We start from the raw sequence: 24,358 nt of genomic DNA on the forward strand, positions 1-24,358 counted from the left end.
TTTCTGATCCTCCGCTACTCAGGGATGCGGCGGGAGTCGGTCGCCACGCTGCGCGTCCGCAATCTGGACCGCCGCTGGGGCCTCCGCAACGTCCCGGTGAAAGGCGGCCGGACCCGCGACATTCCCCTGCCCGCCGCCGTGACGCAGTATCTGGACCGCTACGTCTCGCAATACCTGTCGACCGAGGTTGACGACGTCAAGTCCGACACGCCGCTCTTCTGGTCCACCTACGGGCAGCGGCGCCAGGGCATCGTCCGCCGGCCGATGGAAGGCAAGAACATTTGGCGCCTCTGCAAGACCTACGGCCGGCAGATCGGCTACCCCATGCTCAAGCCCCATGACCTCCGCCACGGTGTGGCAATGGAGGTCTACGAGCAGCACCATGATCTGGAGCAGGTCCGCGGGCTACTCGGGCACACGCGGATCGAGACGACGCAGCTGTATGCTCAGATCCGGCCGGCCGCGCTCAAACACGCCGTGGAGTTCTACGAAGCGAAAGCGCTCGACGTCCTGAGCCACTAGCGAGGAAGAAACGCGACAAGAGCGGCTTCGTGTTCGAATCCCGTCGGCGACGCGACTCGAACATGCAGCCATAGAACATCAACAAAAACAGCCTGGTGGCCCCAACGGGATTCGAACCCGTGTTTCAGCCTTGAGAGGGCCGTGTCCTGGGCCTCTAGACGATGGGGCCGCGCCGGCGAGACGAGGCAATTGGCTGGGAGAGGAGGACTTGAACCTCCACTACGGGGTCCAGAGCCCCGCGTCCTACCATTAGACGATCTCCCAACCCTCGCAGAGTGTACGTGTGGCTCTTCCGCCCTGTCAAGGCGCGGGGTTAGAGGACAGCCGACTTGAGCGAGCGGCTGGGCTTGAAGCGCGGCACGCGCGTGGCGGGGATGCGGATGGCCTTGCCCGTGCGAGGATTGCGCCCGTTGCGCTCGGCCCGCTTGCTGACCATGAAGGTGCCGAAGCCGCCGATGGTCACGCGTCGTCCCTTCTTGAGGGCGTCGAAGACGCTCAGGTAGAAGGAGTCGAGGGCGCGCTCCGCGGACACCTTGCTCCCGCCCGAGGCCTTGGCCATCGCGGCGACAAGATCGGCCTTGGTCATGGCCTCACATCTCTACTCGAAGGCGGCGCGCGAAGTCAAGATGGTCAGACGCTCGATGGCGCGGAAGAGATCGTCGGCCGCGAAGGGCTTCTCGAGGACGGGCGCCTGCGCCTCTTCCAGGAATTGCCAGGCCGAGGGATTGGCCGTGTCGCCTGTGATGAACACGAAGCGCCTGGCCAGCCCCGCTTGCTCCTGCACGGCCGCGCGGTAGAAGGCCTCCCCGCTCCCGTCCGGCATGCGAATGTCCGAGACGATGACGTCGTAGCGGCTCGCCCGCACGCGCTCGAGGGCCGAGCGCCCCGTGGCGGCGACCTCCACCTGCCAGCCCGCCTCCTTCAGGAGCGTGGTGACGAGGTCGACCATGCCCGGCTCATCGTCCACCACGAGGGCCCGCCGGCCGAAGCCATAGACTCCGGGCTGGTGCGCGGGGCCCGCAGGCGGCGCCGGCTCGGCGCCCACCGCGGCCGGAAGCTCGATGAGAAAGACCGTGCGTCCGGGCTCGCTCTCCACCGTCAGCCGGCCGCCGTGCTGCTGGACGATGCCATAGGACACGCTCAGGCCGAGCCCGGTGCCTTCCCCCACCTTCTTCGTGGTGAAGAAGGGCTCGAAGATGCGCGGAAGGACCTCGCGCGCGATGCCGGGGCCGTTGTCCGCGAACTCGACCACCACCCACGGCTTGCCGTCCGCCACGCGAGAGGCGGCGCGCACGCGGATGGTATCCCCCACCCCACTGCCCAGGATGGCGTGCTCGGCATTCAGCAGGAGATTGAGGAAGACCTGCTGGATCTGATGGATATCGCCCTCGGCCGGCGGCACGTCGGGCTCCTGATCGAAGTCCACCTTGATGCCCGAGAGGCGCAGGCGGGTGGCCCGCAGCGCCACCGTCTGCTCGATGACGGCCGCCACGAGCACGGGGGCGCGCTCGGGCTTCCGCTGGCGCGAGAAGAGCAGCAGGCTCTGGACGATCTTGGCCATGCGCTCGCCCTGCGAGACGATCATCTCGATGGGGCCCTTGAGATCGGCGGGCAGCGGCTTGCCGCGCAGGAGCTGGCCATAGCCGATGACGACGGAGAGCGGGTTGTTGAGCTCGTGGGCCACGCCCGAGACGAGCTGGCCCACGGCGGAGAGCTTGCCCGCCTGCACGAGCTGGGCCTGGGTGTCCTGCAGCTCCCGCAGGCGCGAGGCCAGCTGGTCGTAGAGCCGGCTGTGCTCGATGGCGAGGGCGGCGGGGGCGGCCAGAGTGGCCAGGCGATCCACGTCCTCGGAGTTGAACTGGCGCTCTTTCGCGATGTACGCGACGGAGAGCGCGCCGATCGCCTCGCCGCGGACGAGGAGCGGACAGGCGATGGTCGCCCGGAGCGGCTCGCGCCGCCGGGGGGTCAAGTGGCGCTGGATGCGTCCCGACCACCTCGCGTAGTCATTGACGAGCACGCCGTCCCGCCGCTCCGCCGCGAGCCCGAGGGCGCCTTCGCCGAGCTCGAGCCGCTGGCCCAGCTCGCCCTCGTGCAGCTGATAGCCGCCGCGGATCACGAGATGGTCCTGGCTCTCGGGGCGGAGCCCGACCAGGGCCAGATCCGCGTCGAAAAGCTCGGCGGCCTTGCGGGCGATCAGATTCAGCCGTTCCTCGAGGCTGAAGGGCACGAGAATCTGCTCGATGACCTCTCGAATGGACTCGACGTGTCTAAGGCGCTCGCGGGTCTGCTCGTAGAGCCGCGAGTGATCGAGGGCCAGCGCGGCCTGGTCGGCGAAGGTCTGGAGCAGGGCCACCTCGACCTCGGTGAAGACGCGTCCCGTCGTGTCCGCCACCGAGAGCGCCCCGATCGGACGGCCCTGGACCCGCAGGGGTACCGCGGCAAAGGCGCCGTTACCGGTCTGCTCGATGCGGCGGCGCGCGTCATCCGTCAACCGGATGGTCGGGTCGCTGGTGATGTCGGCCGTCGCGTATGCATGGCCGTCCGCGACCACGCGGCCGGTGACGCCGTAGCCGGCCGGCATCACATGGCCGTACGGTGCGTGAACGCTGTCGGCCTGACCATGGGCGAGCATGGCCAGCGAGCCGTCCGGCTGGAGCAGCCGGAAGCCCGCCGACTGCACGTGGAGGAGCGGCCGTACGCTGTCCACGATGCGCCGACCGATCTCGTGCACCTCGAGGCTGCCCGTGAGCGCCCGGGCCATGCGGGCGAGCTCCTCGGCCTCCTGCTGACGCCGGGTCGCCTCGGTGTAGAGACGCGCGTTCTCGAGGGCCAGCGCGGCCTGGTCGGCGAAGGTCTGGAGCAGGCTCGCCTCCGCCGGAGTGAACTCGCGCCCGGTCATGTCCCCCACCGCGAGGTTGCCGATGATCTCCGACGTCGTCCGGAGCGGCACGGCCAGCACGGCAGCGATCTGCGAGCCGTCGTTCCGACTGCGGAGATCCTCCGTCACCACTACGCCCGGCATGGCGTTGATATCTGGCGACCACACGGCCCGCCCTTCGGCGACGGCACGCGCGCTGATGCCCACGCCCGGCGGCAGCACGTGTCCGGGGGGAATCTGCTCTCGCGCCATCCCGCCCGAGGCCAGCGCGACGAGGGAGCCGTCCCGGCGCCGAAGCCGGATCACCGCGGAGCGCGCCGAGAACACCGCGTTCACGTGCTCGACCGTGCGCTCGGCCACCGCGGTGACGTCGAGGCTCTCGGTGAGCGCGCGCGCCAGCCGAGCCAGCTCCTCGGCCTCGTGCCGCCGTCGCGTCGCTTCCGCGTAGAGCCGGGCCTTGTCGAGCGTCAGGGCCGCGTGGTCACCGAAGGCGCGGGCCAGCCGTTGATCGGCCTCGCTGAAGATCCGGCCCGCGTGGTCGCCCACGGAGAGCACGCCCACAACCTCGTTCTTCACCATCAAGGGCAGCGTGAGGACAGAGCGGTACGGCAGCCCCGCCATCCGGGCCCGGGTTTCCTCGCTGAACGTGATCCGCGGATCCGTGAGGAAGTCGGGCGTGGTGATGAGCCGCCGCTCGCGCACGGCGAGGCCGGCGGCGCCCATGCCGGCCGGGAACCAGAGATCGCCGGGCTTGAGCGTCCCGAAGGAGCCGGTGAGGGCGACCGCGCGCACTTCCCCGGTGGCCGGGTCGACGCGGAAGAAGCCTGCCGTCCCCGTGTGCAGGAGGGCGCTCAGGCTGTCCGAGATCTGCTGGGAGATGATCTCGGTGTCGAGGGCCTCCGCGAGAGCACGCGAAAGGCCCGCGAGGGTTTCGGCCGCCTTGCGCTTATCCTCGGTCTCGGCAAAGAGCCGCGCATTGCGCACGGCCACCGCGGCCTGTGAGGCGAAGGACACGAGCAGCGCTTCGTCGTCTTCCCTGAGGATGTCTTCGCGCCGGAGATTGAGCGTGAGCACGCCCAGGAGCTCGCCGCCCGCCACGACGGGCACGCCGGCGAAGGCGTAGAGGGCGTGGCGGATGGCCCAGTCCGTAGCCATGATGCGCGGGTCCCGGGTCACGTCCTCGATGAAGAGCGCGCGACCTTGGCGGGCGATCCACCCCACCGCGCCCTGATCGAACGTGAGCTCGGTGGGCAGGTCCACGGAGTCGATGGTGACATCGGCGGCCCAGGCGCGACGGGTGATGCGGCCCCGAGCCGTGTCGGCCATCCAGAAGACGACCGTCCGCGCGCCCGTGAGCGAGGACAGGGTGAGGGTGATCTGCTGGAGGAGCGGCTCCAGGTCGAGCTGTTGCGAGAGCGCCACGTTGATGTCGGCCAGGGCCCGGAGCCGCCGCTGCCGCCCCTCGAGCGCAGCCGCAGTGCGCCGCCGATCGCCGATGGCGCGGTTGAACTGCTCGGCCAGCTCGGCCAGCTCGTCCTTGGTCGGCACGGTGATGGGCGGCCCCTCGGCGGCGTCCAGCTCGCGCGTGCCGCGCATGAGCGCCCGCACGGAGCTGTGCATGCGGTGGCCGATGAGCCACGCCACCAGCAAGGCCAGGACCATGGCCGTCGAGAGCCCGATCAGATCGCGCTTGAACCGGGCGGCCGCGGGTCCGTAGGCCGATTCCGAGGGGACCCCGGAGACGACGAGCCACGGCGCCCCACTCATGCTGGCCGCGCCGGCCAGAAGGGGAACGCCCTCCGGCGAGCGCCACTCGGCGATGCCGACGCCGCGGCGGAGAAGCGCGCTCGCCTCTGGAATCGTGCCCAGATCACGGCGCAGGAACTTGGCGGGATCGCCCGTGCGCGCGAGGATGGCGCCGCTCGTCGACACGATGGCCAGGATCTGATCGTGGCCCAGGGGAAGCAGATTGAGATAGTGCGAAAGCATCTGGAGGTCCAGCTCGGCGGCGACCAGCCCCACGGGCGCTCCGAGCCGATCGTGGACGGGCACCACGATCGGCACCACGGATTGGTCATGGGATTGTCCGACCTCGGGGGATCGCCGGACCTCGGGCGGGCCTACCAGGGCCGCTCCACTCTGCAGCGCCGATTCGATCGTCTCGCGATTCAGCGAGGCCGTGGCGGTCGTCGCGGCGCGTCCGTCGCTCGAGGCAAGCACGTGCCCGGCCGGATCGGTGGTGTAGAAGCGAAGCACGAAGGGGTGCCGATCGCGGACCCGGACGGCCAGCGCGGCCAGCGCGGAATCCTGGACGCGCTCGAAGCTGTGAACAGCGGCGACGGCCACCAGGTTCTCGACCTGGCCGGCGATGACTTCGTCGAGCTGGCGGGCCACCAGTCGGGCCGTGTCGATCTGCTCCTGCTGGGCGGAGCGCCGGCCCTCATCGAGGTCACGCCAGAACTTCGACGCGGCCACCACGAGAAGCGGCAGCAGCACCGCCAGCACGAGAAGGATGAGCTTGGACCGAATCGTCAGGCGCATGAATGAGCGCAGCAGAGAGCCGGCTCCGAACTAGTATAGCTCAAGGGGTGTCGTATAATGCCCGCATGCCGCGCAGCCCGTTCGAGCTTTCCAACGTCGTTTTGCTTGTCCTGGCCCTCGTTGCCACGAGCATCGCCTATTGGAAGGATCCCAGTTTGCCGTTCCTCGGGGCCAAGACGGGATTCAAGCTGATCTGGTTCATCCTGCCGCGGCTCGTCCCTGCCCTGATTCTGGCCGGTATGCTCCAGGTCCTCATCCCACAGGAGCAGGTGGCCAAATACTTCGGACAGAAGTCCGGCATGCGCGCCATCATCCTCGCTTCGGTGGCAGGTCTGCTCACGCCCGGCGGGCCCATGGTCAGCGTGCCCCTCCTCGTCGTCCTCGCCAACTCGGGCATGGCCCTGGGACCACTCGTGGCCTACATGACCTCCTGGTCGCTCTTCGGCATCCAGCGCATCATCGCCTGGGAGGCGCCCCTCATGGGCTGGCACTTCGTCATGGTGCGGGCGGTGTCGAGCCTGACCTTCCCCATCCTCGCGGGCTGGCTCGTCAAGGTCTACTACCACGAGTAGCCGCGTGGCCTTCGACGACCTCCGCGAGTTCGTCGCCCACCTCGAGAAGCACGGTCAGCTCCGCCGGGTGCGGGCGCGCGTCTCGCGCGATCTGGAGATCGCGGAGATCACCGATCGCGTGTCGAAAGGGCGGAGCGAGGGCAACCAGGCCCTCCTCTTCGAGCAGGTCGACGGCTTCGACGTGCCCGTGCTCATCAATGCCTTTGGCTCGCCCGAGCGGATGGCCGCGGCGCTGGGCGTCGAGCACCTGCACGACCTCTCGGCGCGCGTGGCCAAGCTGCTGGATCTGAGAATGCCCGGCTCCCTCTTCGACAAGCTGCGAAAGCTGGGCGATCTCTTCGACGTCGCCAAGGCGGGGCCCAAGCGCGTGCGCTCCGCGCCCTGCCAGGAGGTGATCGAGACCGATCAGCCGAGCCTGGCGCGCCTACCCATCCTGCGTTGCTGGCCGGGCGACGCGGGACGGTACATCACCCTGCCCCTGGTGTTCACGCGTGATCCGGTCACGGGCGCTCGCAACGTGGGCATGTACCGCCTCCAGGTCCATGACGACCGGACCCTCGGCATGCACTGGCAAACCCACAAGGGCTCGGCCGAGCACGAGCGGGTCGCCCAGGAGCAGGGCAAGCCGATGGAGGTGGCCATCGCGCTGGGCGGCGATCCCGTCTCGATCTACTCCGGCTCGGCGCCGCTGCCCCCCGGCATAGACGAGATGGTGTTCGCGGGATGGCTGCGCGGCGCCGGGGTGCCCATGGTCGCCTGCAAGACCATCGATCTCGAGGTCCCCGCCGAGGCGGAGATCGTGCTCGAGGGCTTCGTCGATCCCGCCGAGCGGCGTCTCGAAGGGCCATTTGGTGATCACACGGGCTACTATTCGCTGGCGCGTGACTATCCGGTCTTCCACCTCAAGGCCATCACGCGTCGCAAGCAGCCGATCTATCCGACGACCATCGTGGGACGGCCCCCGCAAGAGGACTACTGGCTCGGCAAGGCGACCGAGCGCATCTTCCTGCCCATCATCCGCCTCCTCCTGCCCGAGGTGGTGGACATGAACATGCCGGCCGAGGGCATCTTCCACAACCTGGTCATCGTCTCGATCAAGAAGCGCTATCCAGGCCAGGCGCGCAAGGTCATGCATGCGCTCTGGGGGCTCGGGCTCATGATGCTGGCCAAGAACATCGTGGTGGTCTCCGAGCACGTCGACGTCCACAACCTCTCGGAAGTGGCCTGGCGGGCCACGGGCAATATCGACCCGTCGCGCGACCTCCTCATCGTCGACGGGCCCGCGGACGACCTCGACCATGCCTCCGTCCGCCACCGCTTCGGCGGCAAGCTGGGCGTCGACGCCACCGAGAAGTCGGACATGGACGGCATCGGCCAGTCATGGCCCGAGGAGATCGTGATGAGCGAGGAGATCCGCGCGCTCGTCACGAGGCGCTGGCAAGAGTACGGCCTGTAGTGCCCGGCACCCTCCGACACTTCCTCGACGCGATCAAGTTCGAGCACACCGTCTTCGCCTTGCCCTTCGCCTATGTCGCCATGGTGCTGGCGGCCGACGGCTGGCCGGGCTGGCGCGTGGCGATCTGGGTCACCCTGGCCATGGCCGGAGCCCGCACCCTCGCCATGAGCGTCAATCGCTTCGCCGACCGGGCGATCGACGCGGACAATCCGCGCACGGCGGGGCGGCATCTTCCGCAGGGGCTCCTCAAGCCCTGGCACATGCTCGCCGCCGCCATCCTCTCCGCGGCCCTTCTCGCCGTCTCGGCCTGGAAGCTCAACCCGCTCTGCTTCAAGCTCGCCCCCTGGGCCGCCCTTTTTCTGATCGGGTACTCCTACACGAAGCGCTTCACCTGGACCAGCCACTGGATTCTCGGCTTCACCGACGGCATCGCGGCGGCCGGCGGCTGGATCGCCGTGCGTGGAAGCTTCGCGGCTCCGGCCTTCGTGCTGTGGTTCGCGCTGACCGTCTGGATCTCGGGCTTCGACCTCATCTACGCTTGCCAGGACGTGGAGATCGATCGGCGCGTGGGCCTCAAGTCCTTCCCCGCGCGCTTCGGCATCGCGGCCGCCCTCCGCGCCGCTCAAGTGTGCCACGTGCTGACGGTCGGCGCCTTTGCCGCCCTCGGCGTGATGACGGGGCTCGGCTGGCTCTACTGGGTCGGCGTGGTCGTGGTGGCGGGGCTACTCATCTACGAGCACTCGCTGGTGTCGCCCGACGACCTTTCACGGCTCGATATCGCCTTCTTCAACGTCAACGGCTATATCGCGCTCATCCTGTTCGCGGCGGTCGTGGGCGGGCGATTCCTATGACGAGCGGCCTCGGCGAAGGGCCGGGCAAGGCGCGCTTCGTGCGCGGCATGTTCACCCGCATCGCGGGGCGCTACGACCTCATGAACGGCCTCATGACCTTCGGCATGCACCATGGCTGGCGCCGGGCCGCGGCGCGCGAGACCATCCCCTCGCCCGAGGGACCGGGCCTCGATCTGGCCACGGGCACGGGCGATCTGGCCTTCGAGCTCTGCGAGATCCATCGGCATCGGCTCATCGTGGGCGCCGACTTCGCCCACGGCATGCTCCAGGTGGCGGAGGCGAAGGGCCGCGAGGTCGAGAGCGCGGGCCGGCTCGCTCTCCTCGAAGCCGATGCCCTCGAGCTGCCCTTCGGCCCGCGTACCTTCGCGTTCGTGACCTCAGCTTTCCTGCTGCGCAACCTGGCCGATTTGAAGCACGGACTGGCCGAGATGCGGCGCGTGCTACGACCAGGGGGCCGCGTGGTGGCTCTCGAGATCACCCAGGCGGACCTTCCGGGCTGGGCGCCCCTCTTCCGTATGTACTTCCATCATGTCGTCCCGAGAGTGGGCGCGCTTATCGGCGGCGACCGCGAGGCTTATACCTATCTGCCGCAATCGGTGGATCGCTTTCTCGGCCCGCCCGCCCTCGCCGCCCTGATGACGGACGTGGGCCTGCGCAGCGTCAAATACCGCCGCCTGGGCTTCGGCACGGTGACCATCCACACCGGAGTCGCTTGAATGCCCCCTCACCCTGCCCTCTCCCCCGATGGGGGAGAGGGATCAAAGGAGAGAAACCCCCAAATGGAGGAGAGCGATCAGACAAGAGAATCCCTCTCCCCTTTGGGGAGAGGGCCGCTGTTCGAGCTGAAGGGCGAAGCCCTGAGGCGAGGGCTGAGTAAACTAGGGGAAAACGAAAGGCCCCGGGGGTAAACACCCGAGGCCTTGAGTGATCAGCGAAAGGTCAGGCGCGACTTACCACTCGGGGCTGGAGTACTCGTCGAAGACCCGGCGCACCACGCGGATCTCCCTGGCGCGGCCGTCCTTGTGCTCGAGGGTAATGATGTCGCCCGGATTGATGTCCGCCAGAGAGTGGGAGCGCCCCTCGTCCGTGACCACCTCGGCCTCGCCGCACGCGAAGTCCGTGCACAGCTCGGCTTCGCTCCGGACCCGCAGGCGACCCGCGGCCGCGTCCACCGCCACCACGCTGTAGCGATTGTGCTTGAGCGAATCGGTCAGGCTCATAGCCATGGGGGCCCCCTTTCGAATCGGTATCATTAGATAGCACTCTGCTCCCCAGGGCCGCAAGCCGTTTCTCATGCTAGGCTTTCCGAAGACTTATGGACCTGACGACGGCGTATGTCTTTGACGCGGCGCACCGCATCGCCGGACACCCGGGCAAGTGCGCGTGGCTCCATGGCCACACGTACAACCTCGAGGTGACGGTCAGCGCTCCGAACCTCAATCCGCTCGGGATGGTCATGGATTTCGACGACCTGCGTGATGTGGTCAAGAAGGCCGTCCTTGATCTCTGGGACCATGCCACTCTCCTGGCCGCCGACGATCCGCTGGGCCCGGCCATCCGCAAGGTGCAGCACCAGGCCCCGGACCGGGTCGTGCTCCTCGAGGGCCAGCCCACCGCCGAGGTGCTCACGCGCGAGGCCTGGACGCGACTCGAGCGCCAGCTGCCCGCAGGCATCACGCTCGAGCGTGTGGCGATTCGCGAGACGCCCAGCTGCGGCAGCGCGATCTCCCGGCCGCTCACGTGAGCAGCCTGGCGCCGGCCGGGCGCGTCGCCGAGGTCTTCTACTCCATCCAGGGCGAGGGCGCGACGGCCGGGCTGCCCGCCGTCTTCGTGCGGCTCCAGGGCTGCTCGGTCGGCTGCGCCTGGTGCGATACCAAGTACTCCTGGGACGCCGCCGCCGGACACGCCGTGGAAGTGGACGCGCTCGTGGGCGAGGCCGCGTCCTTTCCCTGCCGTCGCGCGGTGGTCACCGGTGGCGAGCCGCTCGAATCATCGCTCTTCGTGCCTCTGCTTCGAGGCCTGGGGGCCCGCGGCTTCACCATCGAGGTCGAGACCTCCGGCATCCTGCCGCCGCCGAGGGTCCACCGCGCCATCCAGTGGAATGTCTCGATCAAGCTTGCCGGCTCCGGCGTGGTCGAGTCGCGGCGCATCCAGCCCGAGGCCATCCGCGGCTTTCTCGCCAAAGATGCCTGGTGGAAATTCGTGGTCACGGACGACGCCGATCTCGCCGAGGTGCTCAAGCTGGCCGAGCGCTTCGCCCTGCCGCGGGCCCGCATCCTGCTTCAGCCCGAGGCGGTGCGCCGCGATGAACTCATCGAGCGCTCCCCGTGGGTGGTCGAGGCCTGCAAGCGCCACGGCTTTGGCTTCTCTCCGCGGCTGCACGTGCTGCTCTGGGGCGCGAAGCGAGGGGTGTGATGGCGACCAAGGCCGTGGTCCTCCTCTCGGGTGGGCTCGACTCGGCGACCACCCTCGCCATCGCGCGCGCCGAGGGCTATGAATGCCACGCGCTGTCCTTCGACTATGGCCAGCGCCACGCGTGCGAGCTCGAGTCGGCGAAGAAGGTGGCGGCGGCGCTGGGTGCGGTCCAGCACCTGACGCTCCGTCTCGATCTCCGCGCCATCGGCGGCTCGGCCCTCACGGCCGAGATCGACGTGCCCAAGGGCCGGAGCGAAGAGGCCATGAGCACCGGCATTCCCGTGACCTATGTGCCGGCGCGGAACACGATCTTCCTTTCTCACGCCCTGGCCTGGGCGGAGGTGCTGGGAGCCGAGGATGTCTTCATCGGCGTCAATGCCCTCGACAACTCGGGCTATCCCGATTGCCGGCCGGAGTTCACGGAGGCGTTCGAGAAGCTGGCCAACCTCGCCACCCGGGCCGGCGTCGAAGGCAAGAGCCGATTCCGCGTCCACACGCCGCTCATCGAGCTCAGCAAGGCCCAGATCGTGGCGCGCGCGTATGAGCTGAACGTCGACCTCTCGCTGACCTGGTCCTGCTATGCGCCCGAGCCCGATGGCCGCGCCTGCGGGCTCTGCGACTCCTGCCTGCTCCGCAAGAAGGGCTTTGCCGAAGCGCGCCTTGCCGACCCCGTCCCTTCGGCCCGCTGATTCCCCTGCCGTGAGCGACTGGCGCGCGGCGCTGGACGCCTTCCCGAGAGAGCGAACCTGGCTGCTGCCGGCCCTCCAGGCGGTCCAGCACCATCTCCGCTGGATTCCCTCCGGTGCCCTGGCCGCGGTGGCCGCGCATCTTCGCGTCCCCGCGAGCGAAGTCTACGGGGTGGCCACCCACTATCCGGAGTTCAGGCTGAGCGAGCCGGGAAAGCGCGTAGTACGAGTCTGCACGGGTGTGTCATGCCGGATCAGTGGCGGCCTTGAATGCCTCGAATGGCTCGAACGGCGACTGGGAGCGCACGCACCCGCAACGACTGCCGATGGCACGGTCACGCTCGAGCCCTTCGACTGCGCATTCAACTGCTCGGTGGCCCCCGTCCTTGAAGTCGATCATCAGTACCACGGGCGCATCAGGGTGCAAGACCTGGAGCACGTGCTGAATGCTCCCCCGCCCGGATCCAGCCCTCTCAGGATCGATGGCCCCGCGACGGCTGACCGCTCGTCGTACTTCGAGCTGGTCAGCCATGCCCAGAGCCTCGCCCACCGTGGTCTGACTCTGGTCGTCGGTGTGGGATCGTGCAGCCTCTCGGTGGGAGCGGGGGAGACTCTGCTCGCGCTGAACGCCGAAGTAACTCGACGAGGCCTCCAGGCGCCAGTCGTCCCCGCGGGATGTTCGGGGCTCTGCTGGGCCGCGCCCGCGCTGACGGTCATTCATCCAGACGGGACGAGTCAGCTCCTGCCCCAGGTCACCGCCGACAGGGTGCCCGCCCTCCTCGATGCCGCGCTGGCCAAGCGCGTCGAGCCGCACCCCGGCGTCACCGACTTCCTCCGCCACCAGCGGCGCGAGCTGACCTCGCGATGTGGCGTCGTGAACCCTCATGACATCGCCGACGCGGTACGGCGCGGCTCCTACGCCGCGCTTGCCGAGGCGCTCGCCGGACGGAGCCCCGAGCACATCACCCAGACCGTGAAGGCGGCGGGACTCCGCGGCCGCGGCGGCGCCTACTTCGCGGCGGCGACGAAGTGGGAAGGCGCGCGTCAGGCTCCCGGCTCGCCAAAATACCTCATCGTCAATGCCGAAGAGGGGGAACCGGGCATCTTCAAGGACCGGCACTTGATGGAGGGCGATCCCCACCGGCTCCTCGAAGGCGCGCTCCTCGCCGCCTACGCCTCGGGGGCGACCCGGATCATCCTGTATATCCACGGTGAGGCCCACCTCTCCGCCCAGCGGATTCAGGACGCCGTCGAGTCCGCGCGAGGCTGGGGATTCGTCGGCGCGCGTATTCTGGAGAGCGACTTCTCCGTCGAGGTCGAGATACGGCGCGGAGCCGGCGGCTTCGTCCTGGGCGAAGAGACGGCGCTCATGGAGTCACTCGAAGGCCGCCGAGCCATGCCGCGGCCCAAGCCCCCCTTTCCCACCGAAGCGGGCCTCTTCGGTAAGCCCACCGTTATCAACAATGTCGAGACGCTTTTCGCCGTGCCGCTCATCGCGGCGCGCGGCGAGAAGTGGTGGGCGGGCCTGGGCCGGGGTCATGGCACCAAGTGCTTCGGCCTCTCCGGCCACGTCGCACGGCCAGGCGTGGTCGAGGTGGAAATGGGCAGCACGCTGCGTGATCTCCTCGAGCGCATCGGCGGCGGCGTGCCCCGCGGGCGCGCGCTCAAGGGCGTGGTGGTCGGCGGGCCCTCGGGCACCATCGTGCCCCCGCGCGATCTCGACGAGCCCCTCCTGCCCGGCGGCCGCGTCAATCCGGGCACGGGCGGGCTGGTCGCGCTCGACGAGACCGTCTCCATCCGCGAGGTGATTCGCACCCTGCTCGACTTCAACACGCGCGAATCCTGCGGCAAGTGCACGCCCTGCCGTGAGGGCACAGCCCGGCTTCGCGACATGCTCGACGCCCCGGGCGCCCTCGATCAGGCCGCCATCACCGAGCTTTCCGAGGTCGTGCGCGTCGCCTCGCTGTGCGGTCTCGGGCAGGCCGCGCCTCTATCACTCCTCGCGGCGCTCCGCGATTTCCCCGACATGGCGTAGCCCGAGCTATTCGCGAGACAACGCCCCCCTCACCCTGCCCTCTCCCCCTCCGAGGGAGAGGGCAGGGGGTGAGGGGGGGGGTCCGGATGCGGTACGAGCGCTCTTGAATAGTCCAGCCTAGACGCGCGCGCTCACCTCGAGAGCGCGAGGCGCCGCGCCAATATAGTCGGCGCGGGGCCGGATGAGTCGGTTGTCCGAGTACTGCTCGAGCGCATGCGCGCACCACCCCGCCACGCGTCCCACGGCGAAGATGGACGTGCAGAGATCCGGCGGGATGCCGAGGGCGTCGTACACGACGGCCGAGAAGAAATCCACGTTGACGGGCAGCGTGGTCCGCGCCCGCATGGCGTCGTAGAGGCGCTCGGCGACCTCGAAGAGGCGCCCCCGCCCCGTCGCCTCGGCCATGCTCTTGGCCATGCCCCGGAGGACACGGGCGCGGGCGTCGTCGACCTTGTAGACGCGGTGCCCGAAGCCGGGCATGCGCGCCTTGGGATTGGCCCGCTCGTGCTTGGAAAGACCCGCCCGGGCGCCGATGCGACTCTCGACGAACGCCTCGGCCCGGGCAGGGTCCTCGATCTCGCGCAGCATGGTCAGGACGTCTTCATTGGCGCCGCCGTGGCGCGGTCCCTTGAGGGTGGCGATGGCCGACACCACCGCGGCGTGAAGATCCGCCATGGTCGCCACGGCCACGCGCGCCGCGAAGGTGGAGGCGTTGAACTCGTGGTCCGCGTGGAGCGTCAGGACGACGTCGAGGACACGCGCAACATCGGGAGACGGCTCCCGCCCTTCGAGCAGGTAGTAGAAGTAGGCCGCGTGCGAGCCGCCTCGCCGGGAGGGCACGGGCTCGCGCTTGGTCCGGATGCGCTGCCAGGCCGCCACGGTCTCCGGCACCAGCACCATGAGGCGCCGCGCTTTCCGGAGGTTCGCGTCGGGCTCACTCGAGCCGACGTCCGGGTCGCTGGTCGCGGCCAGGGAGACCGCCGTGCGCAGGGCATCGAGCGGGTGGCAGTCCGGAGGCAGCGATCGAAGGAGCGCCAGCACGTCGGAGCCGAGCCCGCGAGCCTGCTCCAGTCCGGTCGCAAATTCCGCCCTCTGTGAATCGGTGGGCAGCTCGCCGAACCAGAGGAGATAAGTCACATCGTCGAAGCTGACTCCCCCGGCCAGATCGCCGATCTCATAGCCGCGGTAGTAGAGCCGCCCCGCCTCCCCGTCCACGCGGCATATGGCCGAACGCGCGGCAACCACGTCCTCGAGACCCGCTTTCCACGTCGTGTCCATGTCTGTCCTCCTTGCTCTCCGGCGTTCAGGAACACTTTGCTTGCCTAGGCAGCATTATACTTGATTTATGTTGATTCAACTGGACAATGCTAGATCAAGCCCGTTTGGGGCTGATAGGATGGCGTGATGGTCCTTCTGGACGGCGAGCAATACCTGACGGGTGAGGAGGCGGCATCCCTCCTCGGCATCAAGCGCGAGACTCTCTACGCCTATGTCAGCCGGGGCTTCCTGAAAAGCTATCGCCAGGGCATCAAGCGCCAGCGGCTCTACCGGCGAGCGGAAGTCGAGGACCTGCTCAGGCTGTCCGCGTCTACCGGAGACCGCGCCGAGCGGGCGCCCATCGGCGTATCCCCTGAGGACATTCCTCTCGCGGAGTCCTGGATCAGGGACTGACGCGGCCTGACCCGGGGCGCGAGGTATGATAGGGCGCACTCGGGATTGATGGGATCCCCATGAGCCTCCGCCTCACTATCGACGGCACATCGATCGAAGTCCCCACCGGCGCCACGGTGCTGGATGCCGTGAATCGGCTGGGATTGGCATTGCCCCAGCTCTGCAAGGACCCGGATCGGCCGCCCCTGGGCGCCTGCCGAACTTGCCTCGTCCACGTCGAAGGCCAGCGAGGCCTGCCCGCCGCCTGCCACCTGCCTGCGCGCGACGGGATGATCGTCGAGACCCGGCACCCCGAGGCCGTCAAGACGCGTCGGGCCGTGCTCGATCTGACCTGGTCCATGCTCACGCCCTTGCCTGATCGCGACGGCTTCGGTCAGCTCGGGGAGGCGGCCTCACGGCACGCGCTCGCCCGGCCGAGTGTGGCTGCGCATCATCACTTCGCCGTCGACGACTCCAAGAGCTTCTTCGTCCTGGATCGCGAGGCCTGCATTCTCTGCGGCCGCTGCACCACGGCCTGCGCGGAGGTCCAGCACATCGGTGCCATCTCCCTCATCGGCCGCGGGCACGATGCGCGCGTGGGCGTGGCCGGCGACGGTCTCATGTCGTCCTCCATCTGCACCTCGTGCGGACAGTGCGTGGCCACTTGCCCGACGGGCGCGCTGCGCCCCAAGGAAAAGCCCGCGGCCATCGCGCGACAGATCGAGACCACCTGCCCCTATTGCGGAGTGGGATGCGGCATCAAGCTCAACGTGCGTGAGGACGGCAAGCTGGCCGTGATGGCCGAGGACGTCCCCGAGAACCGCTCGAGCCTCGGGACGCTCTGCGTGAAGGGCCGCTTCGGCACGGGCTTCGTCCACTCGCGCGACCGCATCACCGCGCCCATGGTCAAGCGCGACGGCGCGTGGCGCGACGTCAGCTGGGACGAGGCCCTCGAAGCCGCTGCCGATGGCCTGGCCCGCAATCGCGAGCGCTTCGGGGCCTTCGCCTCGGCCAAGGCCACCAACGAGGACGGCTACATCATCCAGAAGCTCGCGCGCGTGGTCATGGGCACCAACAACGTGGATCACTGCACGCGGCTCTGCCACTCGCCGTCCGTCGAGGCCATGTTGACCTCGATGGGCTCCGGGGCAACGTCCAACTCGTATCAGGACTACGAGGAGGCGGGCTGTCTCATGGTGGTGGGTGCCGATGCCTCGGCCAATCACCCGGTCATCGCCATCCGGCTCCGCAAGGCCGTGAGCCGCGGCGCGCGGCTCATCGTGATCAATCCCAAGCGCATCGAGCTCTGTGACCAGGCCGATCTCTGGCTGCAGGAGCGCCCCGGCACAGACGTGGCCCTCTTCAACGCCATGGCCAAGCTCATCCTCGACGAGGGGCTGGCCCGGCTCGATTTCATCCACTCGCGCACCGAGGGCTTCGAGGCCTGGGTGGCCTCGCTCGCGCCCTATACCCTCGAGTACGCGGAGCAGATCACCGGCTTGCCGCGAGACGACATCGCGCAGGCGGCGCGCTGGTATGCGCAGCCGGCCTTCTCGGGCTCCTGCCTGATCTGGGGCATGGGGATCACCCAGCACGTCAACGGCACCGCGAACGCGCATGCCCTGCTCAATCTCGCGCTGGCCGCGGGACAGATGGGCTTCGCGGGCTCCGGCATCTCGCCGCTGCGCGGCCAGAACAACGTCCAGGGCTGCGGCGATGCCGGCGCGGTGCCGACCAATCTCCCGGGCTACGCGGACTACTCGCCCGCGAGCCTGTCGCGCTTCGAGCGCGTCTGGGGTGTGCGGCCGCCGGGCAAGACCGGCCTCGTCGTCACCGAGATGACCGAGGGCTGCCTCGACGGCACCATCCGCGCCATGTACGTCGTCGGCGAGAACCCCATGCTGGCCGAGCCCGATCTCCACCATACCGACAAGGCGCTGCGCCAGCTCGATTGCCTGGTGGTCCAGGATCTGTTCATGCACGAGACGGCCGAGCTCGCTCACGTCTTCCTGCCCGCCGCGGCGTTTGCCGAGAAGGAAGGCACCTTCACCAATTCCGAGCGCCGGGTGCAGCGGGTGCGCAAGGCCCTGGACCCGCCCGGCCAGGCGAGACCCGACTGGTGGATCAGCTGCGAGCTCGCCAAGCGCGTGGCCCGAAGGCTTGGCGTCCCCGCCTCCGGCTTCGACTTCACGCACCCCTCGGAGATCTTCGACGAGATGGCGAAGCTCTGGCCAGCCATCGCCGGCCTCAGCCATGCTCGGCTCGAGTCAGGCGGGATCCAGTGGCCGTGCCCCAGCCCGGATCACCCCGGGACTCGCTTCCTCTACGCCGAGGACTTCCCGACGGGCCGCGCCCGCTTCGTGCCGGTGAGCCAGGGTGAGACGGCGGCCGAGCTGCCCGATCCCGACTATCCGTTCGTGCTGAACACGGGACGGCTCCTCTACCACTGGCATGGCGGCACCCTGACACGACGAGTGCAAGGGCTGCTCGAGCTCGCCCCGCGCCTGGAGATCGCCGTCAATCCGGTGGACGCCCGGCGGCTCGGCATGAGCGAAGGCGGCGCGCTGCGCGTGGTCTCCAGGCGGGGCGAGCTTCAAGGCTTCGCGCACGTCACGGACGCGGTGCGGCCCGGCGCGATCTTCGTCCCCTTCGTCAAGCTCGCCGACTCCGCGGCAAACTTCCTCACCAACTCCGCTCACGACCCCTCATCGAAGATCCCCGAATACAAGGTCTGTGCCGTCCGGCTGGAGAAGGTCTAGTCCACCGCGCTTCCGCGCCGCGCTCGAGTGCCACGAGTCTGTCTCAGTAATCTTCACGCCCTCACGGGCAGGAATGTTCCATTTCGAGCGCCGGCTTCGCCGGCGCAATCCTCAGATTGCTCGCCTCGGACGGCGGGGCTTCCTCATACGGCTCGCCTCGCACGCGGGGGCCCCAGCCCCCGGCCGTGCTGCGGCTCGTACTGCGCCCGCGACGTCCTCCGGCTCGCACTGCGTCGGAGGGAGGCTTCGGAAGGGGGGCGGAGCCCCCCTCCGAGTTCTCTAGTCGGGCAGGCCCCGCAGGAAGTCGTCGAGGATGCGGGTGAAGGCCTCGGGAGCGTCGAGCACCAGGTGGTGATAGGCGCCGGGGATGGTCACGAGCTTGGCGTTGGGGATGCTCGTGACCATCCGGTCGGCCATCTCGGCCGGCATGATGGGCGAGAGCCCGCCCCGCACGAGGAGGGTGGGCGCCTGGATTCTGGGCAGTAGGGCCCAGCCGTCCACCGGCCGCCGCGCGCCATTGGCATCGGGATCGAACCGGTAGAGGAATCGCCCCTCGCGCTCGGCAATGCCCTGGCGGCCCAGATGCGCCAGGAGCTCGGGCGTGGCTCTCGTCTCGGCGGGCAGCAGCCGGAAGCTCGCGAGGGCCCCCGCCAGCGTCTCGTGCCTCCGGGGGCCGCGATGCCCGCGGCGGTGCATGGCCTCGAGACGCTCCGCGGGGAGCGAGGGCCGGCTGTCCACCACGCATAGTCCCCGCACGCGCTCCGGATACCAGGCCGAGAAGCCCATGGCATTGTGGCCGCCCATGGAATGGCCGACCACGACCATCTGCCTCCAGCCCATCGCATCCATCACTCCGCCCAGATCCAAGGCGAATTCCTCCGTTCCGTACCGGCCGTCGGGCGCCCAGCCGCTCTCCCCGTGGCCCCGCTGGTCGAGGGAGATGACGTGAAACCTGTCAACGAAGGCCGGGACCACCGCGTCGAACCAGTGGGCATGGGCTGAGCCGCCATGGAGGAAGCAGAGGGACGGCCGACCCGGCTGCCCCCACTCCAGAGCGTGCAGGGAGATGCCGTTAACCATGAATGAGCGCTGCACCGCCGCGTCACAGATGTAGCCAAGTCGAGAGGTCATGGCGGGCATTGTAGCGCGGACACAGAAAAAGCTTGGGGCGGATCGGCTTCGCCCTATAGATTCGGAGATGCGAATGGATCTCCTCCCGGTGCCGAGCGAGCGTAGACCGCGTCCCCTCCTCTATGGAGCGCTCGTCGTAGGCACGCTCGCCGTGGTCGCCGTCACGGGCTGGCTCCTTCTCTCATCCCCCCTGCTCCTCAAGCGTCAGGTCGAGGCCGAGACCACCCAGCCCACCGAATCGATGGCCCCGCCCGTCGCCCACGCGCCGGGACGGCCCGCGAAGCTCGCCCTCGTACCGCCTTCGGACTCCCCCACGCGGCCCGCGCGGGGTCAGGTGCGCGATGCAGAGACGGGCGGTCCGCTGCGTGGCGTCTCCGTCTGGACAGGAGACACGGAGATCCTCACCGACGAGAACGGGCGCTTCGCGACCGAGCCCGTCAAGCCGGGCACGGCCGTGCTCATCAAGACCCCGGGCTATGGGCTCCGCCGTCTCACCGCCGGCGAGGGAGAGATGACGGTCACCCTCGCTCCCAAGGCGGTCCGCGCCGCCTATCTCACCTACTACGGCATCGGGGACAAGGGCATCCGCGAGCGGGTCCTCGAGCTGGTGGCGCGCACCGAGCTCAATGCCGTCGTCATCGACATCAAGGGCGATCGGGGGCTCATCCCGTACCGAACCGAGGTGCCCCTCGCCCTCGAGGCGGGCGCGCAGGGCCCTGTCATCATCAAGGACTTCGACGGCATGATCGCGGGGCTCAAGTCGCGCGGCATCTATACGATCGCCCGGATCGTCACCTTCAAGGACACCGTCCTCGCCCATCACCGGCCCGACCTGGCCATCATCGACACGCGGACGGGTAAGCCCTGGATCGACAACGAGAAGCTCGCCTGGGTAGATCCCTTCCGTGAAGAGGTGTGGGACTACGCCATCGCGGTGGCCAAGGAAGCGGCCGCCAAGGGCTTCGACGAGGTGCAGTTCGACTACGTCCGCTTCCCCACCGACGGCAAGCTCTCGGCGGCCAAGTACTCTCAAGCGAACAATTCGCAGACGCGGCTGCCGGCTATCGCGGGCTTCCTGGCCAGGGCCCGTCGCGAGCTGGCCCCCCTGGGTGTCTTCGTCGCCGCGGACGTCTTCGGCTATACGGCCTTCAACGAGAATGACACCGATATCGGCCAGCGCGTCGAGGAGCTGTCGGCGCATCTCGACTATATCTGCCCCATGGTCTATCCCTCGGGCTACCACCGTGGGATCCCGGGCGTGCGCAACCCGGTGGCCCAGCCGTATGAGATCGTCAAGGAAAGTGTGCGGCTGACGCGCAAGCGTTCCGCGCCCGCGCCGACGGTGGTGCGACCGTGGCTGCAGGACTTCAAGGACTACGCCTTCGACAAGCGCATCTTCGGCGTGGCCGAGATCAAGGCCCAGCTCCGGGGAGCCAAGGACGGCGGGGCCGTCGGCTACATGCTGTGGAACCCGAAGAACGACTACACCGGCTCGGCCCTGCCGCCCAAGGCGACGTCGACCGCGAGGGCCACGCCGAACCCGTGATCCGCTCTCTCCGCGCCTGCCTGCTCGCCTGCGCCCTGGTCTTGCCGGCCGGCGCCGCGGCCGGCGAGCTTCCGCCGAATGAGCTCGGCCGCGTGATGATCCTCGAGTACCACAAGATCGACCAGCCCGAAGAGCGCTGGACTCGCACGCCGGACAATTTCCGTCGCGACCTCGAGCGCCTCTGGGAGCGGGGCTACCGGCTCGTGGCCCTCAATGACTTCCTCGATGGCAAGATCGGTGTCCCGCGCGGCACCACGCCGGTCATCCTCACCTTCGATGACTCCTCCCCGGGCCAGTTCAAGCTCATCGAGAGGAACGGGGAATGGGGCGTGGATCCCGACTGCGCGGTGGGCATCCTCGAGGCCTTCGAGCGGCGCCACCCGGAGTTCGGCCACGCGGCGACCTTCTTCGTCTTGCCCGGCGCCGATCCGCCGAACCGTCTCTTCAATCAGAAGGAGCTGGCCAGCCGCAAGCTCCAGTACCTGGCCAGCCGCGGCTACGAGATCGGCAATCACACGCTCTGGCACGCCAATCTCGCCAAGTATTCCGAGCGCGTGGTGCGTCAGCAGATCGCCACGGCCCAGGAGTGGATACAGCGGCACGTCCCCACCTATCGCATCCGGACGCTGGCCCTGCCCATGGGCGCCTATCCGTCGGACATTCGCTGGAGCATCGAGGGAGCGGAGGGTCAGAACAGCTACCGCCACGACGCCATCCTCATGGTGGCGGGAGGCGCGGCGCCGTCGCCCTACGCGCGGGCCTTCGATCCCTATCGCCTGCCGCGGATCCAGGCCCTCGAGACCGAGCTCGGCCGCTGGCTCGCCCACTTCGAACGCAATCCTCAGGAACGCTATGTCAGTGACGGCGACCCGGGGCTCATCACCGTCCCGGCGGGGAGCCTGGACAAGGTGCGGCGCTCTCCCGGAGCGAAGGTCGTGGAGCGCCCGTAGGCGAGAGGACTACTTGTAGATGAGATACGACGCGCGCCGCTGGAGAAAGCTGGCCCGATCCGCTTCCGCCCACTTCTGCAGGCGCGCCAGGGAATCCCCCCGCAGGAAGCTCCACATGGTCGATCGGTTCACGAGAAGGTTCTGGATGGCGGCCGGCCGGAACTGGGCCGGATAGCGATCGAGGAGGAGCCGGCCCAGGGCCAGACCTACTGATACCGGCCGGATCGCCTCGCGGTCCGTCACCACGAGACGGACGCCGCCCACCATCTGCCCGGCATAGACACTGGCCGAGGGCTGGAAATTCACCGGCTGGAAGAGCACGCCGGCCAGCCCGAGGGAGTTGAGGGCATCGGCCAGCCCGGCCGGATTGCTGATCCACGGCGCGCCCACCACTTCGAAGGGCGTATCCGTGCCCCGCCCCACCGAGAGATTGGTCGCTTCGAGAAGGCCCACCCCCGAATAGAGCAGCGCCTCGAGCGGCGAACGGATATTGGGCGACGGATTGACCCACGGCAGTCCCGTCTGGTCGAACCACATGGAGCGCTCCCAGCCCTCCATCTCGACGACGGTCAGCTTCACGGGGATCTTGCGCTCGGCGGCCACCATCTTCGCGAACTCGCCCATGGTCAGGCCCGTCCGCACGGGAATGGTGTGGGGCGCCGTGAAGGAGCGCAGGTCGGCATCCATCAGCGGGCCTTCCACGATCCGCCCCGTCAAGGGATTGGGCCGATCGAGCACCATGACCTCGACGCCTCTGCGCGCCGCCTCCTCCATGATGTAGACCAGCGTCGTGAGATAGGTGTAGAAGCGCACGCCCACGTCCTGGATGTCGAAGACGATGACGTCGAGATCGCGGAGCATGGCCGGCGTGGGGCGGCGGTCGCTGCCGTAGAGGCTCCACACCGTCAACCCCGTGGTCGCATGCACGCTATTGGGCACCGTGGCATCCAGCGTGCCGTCCAGCCCGTGCTCGGGGGAAAAGAGCGCGCGCAGCTTGAAGACGCCGGCGGTCGCCATCAAGTCGACGCCACGCCGCCCCTGAGCATCCACGCCGGTCTGGTTGGTGGCGAGCCCCACGGACTTGCCAGCCAGCGGCCCCCAGCCCCCCGCCGCGAGTCGGTCCAGCCCGGTGCGCGTGTGCCCGGTCGGCGCCTCTCCCGTGGCCGCCTGGCCGGGCACGGGCGCGTCGAGGGCTGTGGTCACGGGCTCCCCATCCGGCACGAAGAGCTTGGCGCCGACCACGGCGTGGACACGGCGACGGAGCTCGATGGCTGAGCCCTTACCGGTCGGGTGCACCCGGTTCGAGAGAATGATCACGTAGGTCTTGCTTGGTGGATCCATCCAGATGGACGTGCCCGTAAACCCCGTGTGGCCGACCGAGCCCGTCGGGAAGAACGAGCCCAGGGGACGCGAGAAGCCCGAGGCCATGTCCCAGCCGAGGGCGCGCGTGGCTTCGCCCGCGGCGTTGGGGGCGAACATGGCCTGGACGGATGCGGCGGAAAGGACATGGCGTCCGGCCAGGGTGCCGCCATGGAGAAGCATGCGGCAGAAACGGCCGAGGTCGTCCACCGTGGAGAAGGCGCCCGCATGCCCGGCCACACCTTTGAGCAGGCGAGCGTTCGGATCGTGGACGACGCCGCGGAGCATGGTGCCATTGACCTGCTCGGTGGGCGCGATGCGCGGGCGCCAGGCCGCGGGCGGATCGAACGTGGTATCACGCATGCCGAGCGGCTGGAAGATGCGCTCGCGCGCGAAGCGATCGAGGGGCTTACCGCTCACGCGCCGGACGAGCTCGCCCAGCACGATGAAGCCGGTGTCGCTGTAGCGGAACGGCGTGGTGGGCGAGGGTTCCCAGGCCGTGGCGGCCAGGGCCGCCGCGACCTCGGGGAAACCCTTGGCCACGACATCGCCCGGCGGCACGTCGGGGAACCCGGCCGTGTGCGTGAGCACGCGACGCACGGTGAGCCAGGCGTAGCGGGGCCCCTTGAACTCTTTCAGGTAACGTCCGAGAGGGGCATCGAGATCGACCTTGCCCGCGTCCACGAGCGCCAGGACGGCGGGCGCGGTCACCACGGGCTTGGTCAGGGAAGCGATGTCGAAGATCGTGTCGGGCGTCATGGGCTCGGCGGCGGGGACGAGTGCGCGCGAGCCAAGGGCCTTGCGGTAGAGCACGCGATCGCCCTGGCCGATGAGGATGACGACGCCCGGGGCGTCACCGGCGGCAATCGTGTCACGTACGGCCCGATCGAGATCGGACCAGTCGAGGCTCTGAGGAGTCGCCACCGACGGCCAGAAGAGTACGACGAGCAAAGATACGCCGGCGCGGCGCCACATGGACACTATGATAACGGCCCCGGCGTGGCGTC

Annotated in this window: 19 protein-coding genes and 2 tRNA genes; 13 read left to right on the forward strand and 8 right to left on the reverse strand. The window is 68.8% G+C overall.

Going from position 1 to position 24,358, the window contains the following annotated elements; all coding sequences use genetic code 11:
- Positions 1-522: site-specific integrase (locus VGT00_09910; protein HEV8531720.1), on the forward strand; the 522-nt coding region annotated here is incomplete at its 5' end.
- A 93-nt stretch (positions 523-615) separates the two neighbouring features.
- On the opposite strand, the gene VGT00_09915 is transcribed toward VGT00_09910, so the two are convergent.
- From VGT00_09915 to VGT00_09930, 4 genes are all read right to left on the reverse strand, one after another.
- Positions 616-691, reverse strand: a tRNA-Glu gene (locus VGT00_09915).
- Positions 692-712: 21 nt separating this feature from the next.
- A tRNA-Gln gene (locus tag VGT00_09920) sits at positions 713-786 on the reverse strand.
- 49 nt (positions 787-835) lie between these two features.
- Entirely contained in the window at positions 836-1,108 is a 273-nt protein-coding gene (locus VGT00_09925; GenBank protein ID HEV8531721.1) for an HU family DNA-binding protein, read from the reverse strand.
- A gap of 12 nt (positions 1,109-1,120) precedes the next feature.
- Positions 1,121-5,941, reverse strand: coding sequence for a GAF domain-containing protein (locus VGT00_09930; GenBank protein ID HEV8531722.1), 4,821 nt, complete (start codon positions 5,939-5,941; stop codon positions 1,121-1,123).
- Between the two features lie 65 nt (positions 5,942-6,006).
- Here VGT00_09930 and VGT00_09935 point away from each other — a divergent pair, with 65 nt between their 5' ends.
- The 4 genes from VGT00_09935 to VGT00_09950 are packed head-to-tail and all read left to right on the forward strand — an operon-like array spanning position 6,007 to position 9,536.
- On the forward strand, positions 6,007-6,513 hold the full coding sequence (locus tag VGT00_09935; GenBank protein ID HEV8531723.1) for a permease: 507 nt from the start codon (positions 6,007-6,009) through the stop codon (positions 6,511-6,513).
- Positions 6,514-6,517: 4 nt separating this feature from the next.
- Positions 6,518-7,969, forward strand: a complete 1,452-nt coding sequence (locus VGT00_09940; GenBank protein ID HEV8531724.1) for a menaquinone biosynthesis decarboxylase — start codon at positions 6,518-6,520, stop codon at positions 7,967-7,969.
- Positions 7,969-8,820, forward strand: coding sequence for a UbiA-like polyprenyltransferase (locus VGT00_09945; GenBank protein HEV8531725.1), 852 nt, complete (start codon positions 7,969-7,971; stop codon positions 8,818-8,820). The genes VGT00_09940 and VGT00_09945 overlap by 1 nt, the downstream gene beginning before the upstream one ends.
- Positions 8,817-9,536 carry a ubiquinone/menaquinone biosynthesis methyltransferase gene (locus tag VGT00_09950; protein ID HEV8531726.1) on the forward strand — a complete coding sequence of 240 codons (720 nt, stop codon included), beginning with the start codon at positions 8,817-8,819 and terminating at the stop codon, positions 9,534-9,536. Before VGT00_09945 ends, VGT00_09950 begins: the two co-directional genes overlap by 4 nt.
- A 234-nt stretch (positions 9,537-9,770) precedes the next feature.
- Here VGT00_09950 and VGT00_09955 read toward each other — a convergent pair whose 3' ends face one another.
- The gene (locus tag VGT00_09955; GenBank protein HEV8531727.1) at positions 9,771-10,046 is read right to left on the reverse strand and encodes a hypothetical protein; all 276 of its coding nucleotides are present in this window, start codon (positions 10,044-10,046) and stop codon (positions 9,771-9,773) included.
- Positions 10,047-10,135: 89 nt separating this feature from the next.
- Here VGT00_09955 and VGT00_09960 point away from each other — a divergent pair, with 89 nt between their 5' ends.
- Genes VGT00_09960 through VGT00_09975 form a run of 4 tightly spaced genes read left to right on the forward strand, consistent with a single transcriptional unit; the run spans position 10,136 to position 13,956 of the window.
- Positions 10,136-10,564, forward strand: coding sequence for a 6-carboxytetrahydropterin synthase (locus VGT00_09960; GenBank protein HEV8531728.1), 429 nt, complete (start codon positions 10,136-10,138; stop codon positions 10,562-10,564).
- Positions 10,561-11,235, forward strand: a complete 675-nt coding sequence (locus VGT00_09965; protein HEV8531729.1) for a 7-carboxy-7-deazaguanine synthase QueE — start codon at positions 10,561-10,563, stop codon at positions 11,233-11,235. Before VGT00_09960 ends, VGT00_09965 begins: the two co-directional genes overlap by 4 nt.
- Positions 11,235-11,924, forward strand: coding sequence for a 7-cyano-7-deazaguanine synthase QueC (gene queC, locus VGT00_09970; protein HEV8531730.1), 690 nt, complete (start codon positions 11,235-11,237; stop codon positions 11,922-11,924). Before VGT00_09965 ends, queC begins: the two co-directional genes overlap by 1 nt.
- A 10-nt stretch (positions 11,925-11,934) precedes the next feature.
- The gene (locus VGT00_09975; GenBank protein HEV8531731.1) at positions 11,935-13,956 is read left to right on the forward strand and encodes an NAD(P)H-dependent oxidoreductase subunit E; all 2,022 of its coding nucleotides are present in this window, start codon (positions 11,935-11,937) and stop codon (positions 13,954-13,956) included.
- 117 nt (positions 13,957-14,073) lie between these two features.
- On the opposite strand, the gene VGT00_09980 is transcribed toward VGT00_09975, so the two are convergent.
- Complete coding sequence (locus VGT00_09980) at positions 14,074-15,234, reverse strand: citrate/2-methylcitrate synthase (GenBank protein ID HEV8531732.1); 1,161 nt, start codon at positions 15,232-15,234, stop codon at positions 14,074-14,076.
- A gap of 126 nt (positions 15,235-15,360) precedes the next feature.
- On the opposite strand from VGT00_09980, the gene VGT00_09985 reads away from it, so the two are divergent.
- Positions 15,361-15,627 (forward strand): helix-turn-helix domain-containing protein, encoded by a 267-nt coding sequence (locus VGT00_09985; protein HEV8531733.1) that lies wholly within the window; start codon positions 15,361-15,363, stop codon positions 15,625-15,627.
- A 59-nt stretch (positions 15,628-15,686) separates the two neighbouring features.
- The gene (gene fdhF, locus VGT00_09990; protein HEV8531734.1) at positions 15,687-18,365 is read left to right on the forward strand and encodes a formate dehydrogenase subunit alpha; all 2,679 of its coding nucleotides are present in this window, start codon (positions 15,687-15,689) and stop codon (positions 18,363-18,365) included.
- Between the two features lie 279 nt (positions 18,366-18,644).
- Here fdhF and VGT00_09995 read toward each other — a convergent pair whose 3' ends face one another.
- Complete coding sequence (locus tag VGT00_09995) at positions 18,645-19,496, reverse strand: alpha/beta hydrolase (protein ID HEV8531735.1); 852 nt, start codon at positions 19,494-19,496, stop codon at positions 18,645-18,647.
- A gap of 73 nt (positions 19,497-19,569) precedes the next feature.
- On the opposite strand from VGT00_09995, the gene VGT00_10000 reads away from it, so the two are divergent.
- Positions 19,570-21,042 (forward strand): putative glycoside hydrolase, encoded by a 1,473-nt coding sequence (locus tag VGT00_10000; GenBank protein HEV8531736.1) that lies wholly within the window; start codon positions 19,570-19,572, stop codon positions 21,040-21,042.
- Positions 21,039-21,992, forward strand: coding sequence for a polysaccharide deacetylase family protein (locus VGT00_10005; protein HEV8531737.1), 954 nt, complete (start codon positions 21,039-21,041; stop codon positions 21,990-21,992). The genes VGT00_10000 and VGT00_10005 overlap by 4 nt, the downstream gene beginning before the upstream one ends.
- Before the next feature lie 9 nt (positions 21,993-22,001).
- Here VGT00_10005 and VGT00_10010 read toward each other — a convergent pair whose 3' ends face one another.
- Positions 22,002-24,326, reverse strand: a complete 2,325-nt coding sequence (locus tag VGT00_10010; protein ID HEV8531738.1) for an exo-beta-N-acetylmuramidase NamZ domain-containing protein — start codon at positions 24,324-24,326, stop codon at positions 22,002-22,004.
- Between the last annotated feature and the right edge of the window lie 32 nt (positions 24,327-24,358).

The organism is Candidatus Methylomirabilota bacterium (assembly GCA_036002485.1).
In the GTDB taxonomy this organism is placed as follows: domain Bacteria; phylum Methylomirabilota; class Methylomirabilia; order Rokubacteriales; family CSP1-6; genus AR37.

Coding starts and splice junctions, on each gene's coding strand:
- VGT00_09985 (HEV8531733.1), top strand. CDS start 15,361: ATGGTCCTTCTGGACGGCGAGCAATACCTGACGGGTGAGGAGGCGGCA.
- VGT00_09955 (HEV8531727.1), bottom strand. CDS start 10,046: ATGGCTATGAGCCTGACCGATTCGCTCAAGCACAATCGCTACAGCGTG.
- VGT00_09930 (HEV8531722.1), bottom strand. CDS start 5,941: ATGCGCCTGACGATTCGGTCCAAGCTCATCCTTCTCGTGCTGGCGGTG.
- VGT00_10000 (HEV8531736.1), top strand. CDS start 19,570: ATGGATCTCCTCCCGGTGCCGAGCGAGCGTAGACCGCGTCCCCTCCTC.
- VGT00_09980 (HEV8531732.1), bottom strand. CDS start 15,234: ATGGACACGACGTGGAAAGCGGGTCTCGAGGACGTGGTTGCCGCGCGT.
- VGT00_09935 (HEV8531723.1), top strand. CDS start 6,007: ATGCCGCGCAGCCCGTTCGAGCTTTCCAACGTCGTTTTGCTTGTCCTG.
- VGT00_09960 (HEV8531728.1), top strand. CDS start 10,136: ATGGACCTGACGACGGCGTATGTCTTTGACGCGGCGCACCGCATCGCC.
- VGT00_10010 (HEV8531738.1), bottom strand. CDS start 24,326: ATGTGGCGCCGCGCCGGCGTATCTTTGCTCGTCGTACTCTTCTGGCCG.
- fdhF (HEV8531734.1), top strand. CDS start 15,687: ATGAGCCTCCGCCTCACTATCGACGGCACATCGATCGAAGTCCCCACC.
- VGT00_09995 (HEV8531735.1), bottom strand. CDS start 19,496: ATGACCTCTCGACTTGGCTACATCTGTGACGCGGCGGTGCAGCGCTCA.
- VGT00_09925 (HEV8531721.1), bottom strand. CDS start 1,108: ATGACCAAGGCCGATCTTGTCGCCGCGATGGCCAAGGCCTCGGGCGGG.
- queC (HEV8531730.1), top strand. CDS start 11,235: ATGGCGACCAAGGCCGTGGTCCTCCTCTCGGGTGGGCTCGACTCGGCG.
- VGT00_09950 (HEV8531726.1), top strand. CDS start 8,817: ATGACGAGCGGCCTCGGCGAAGGGCCGGGCAAGGCGCGCTTCGTGCGC.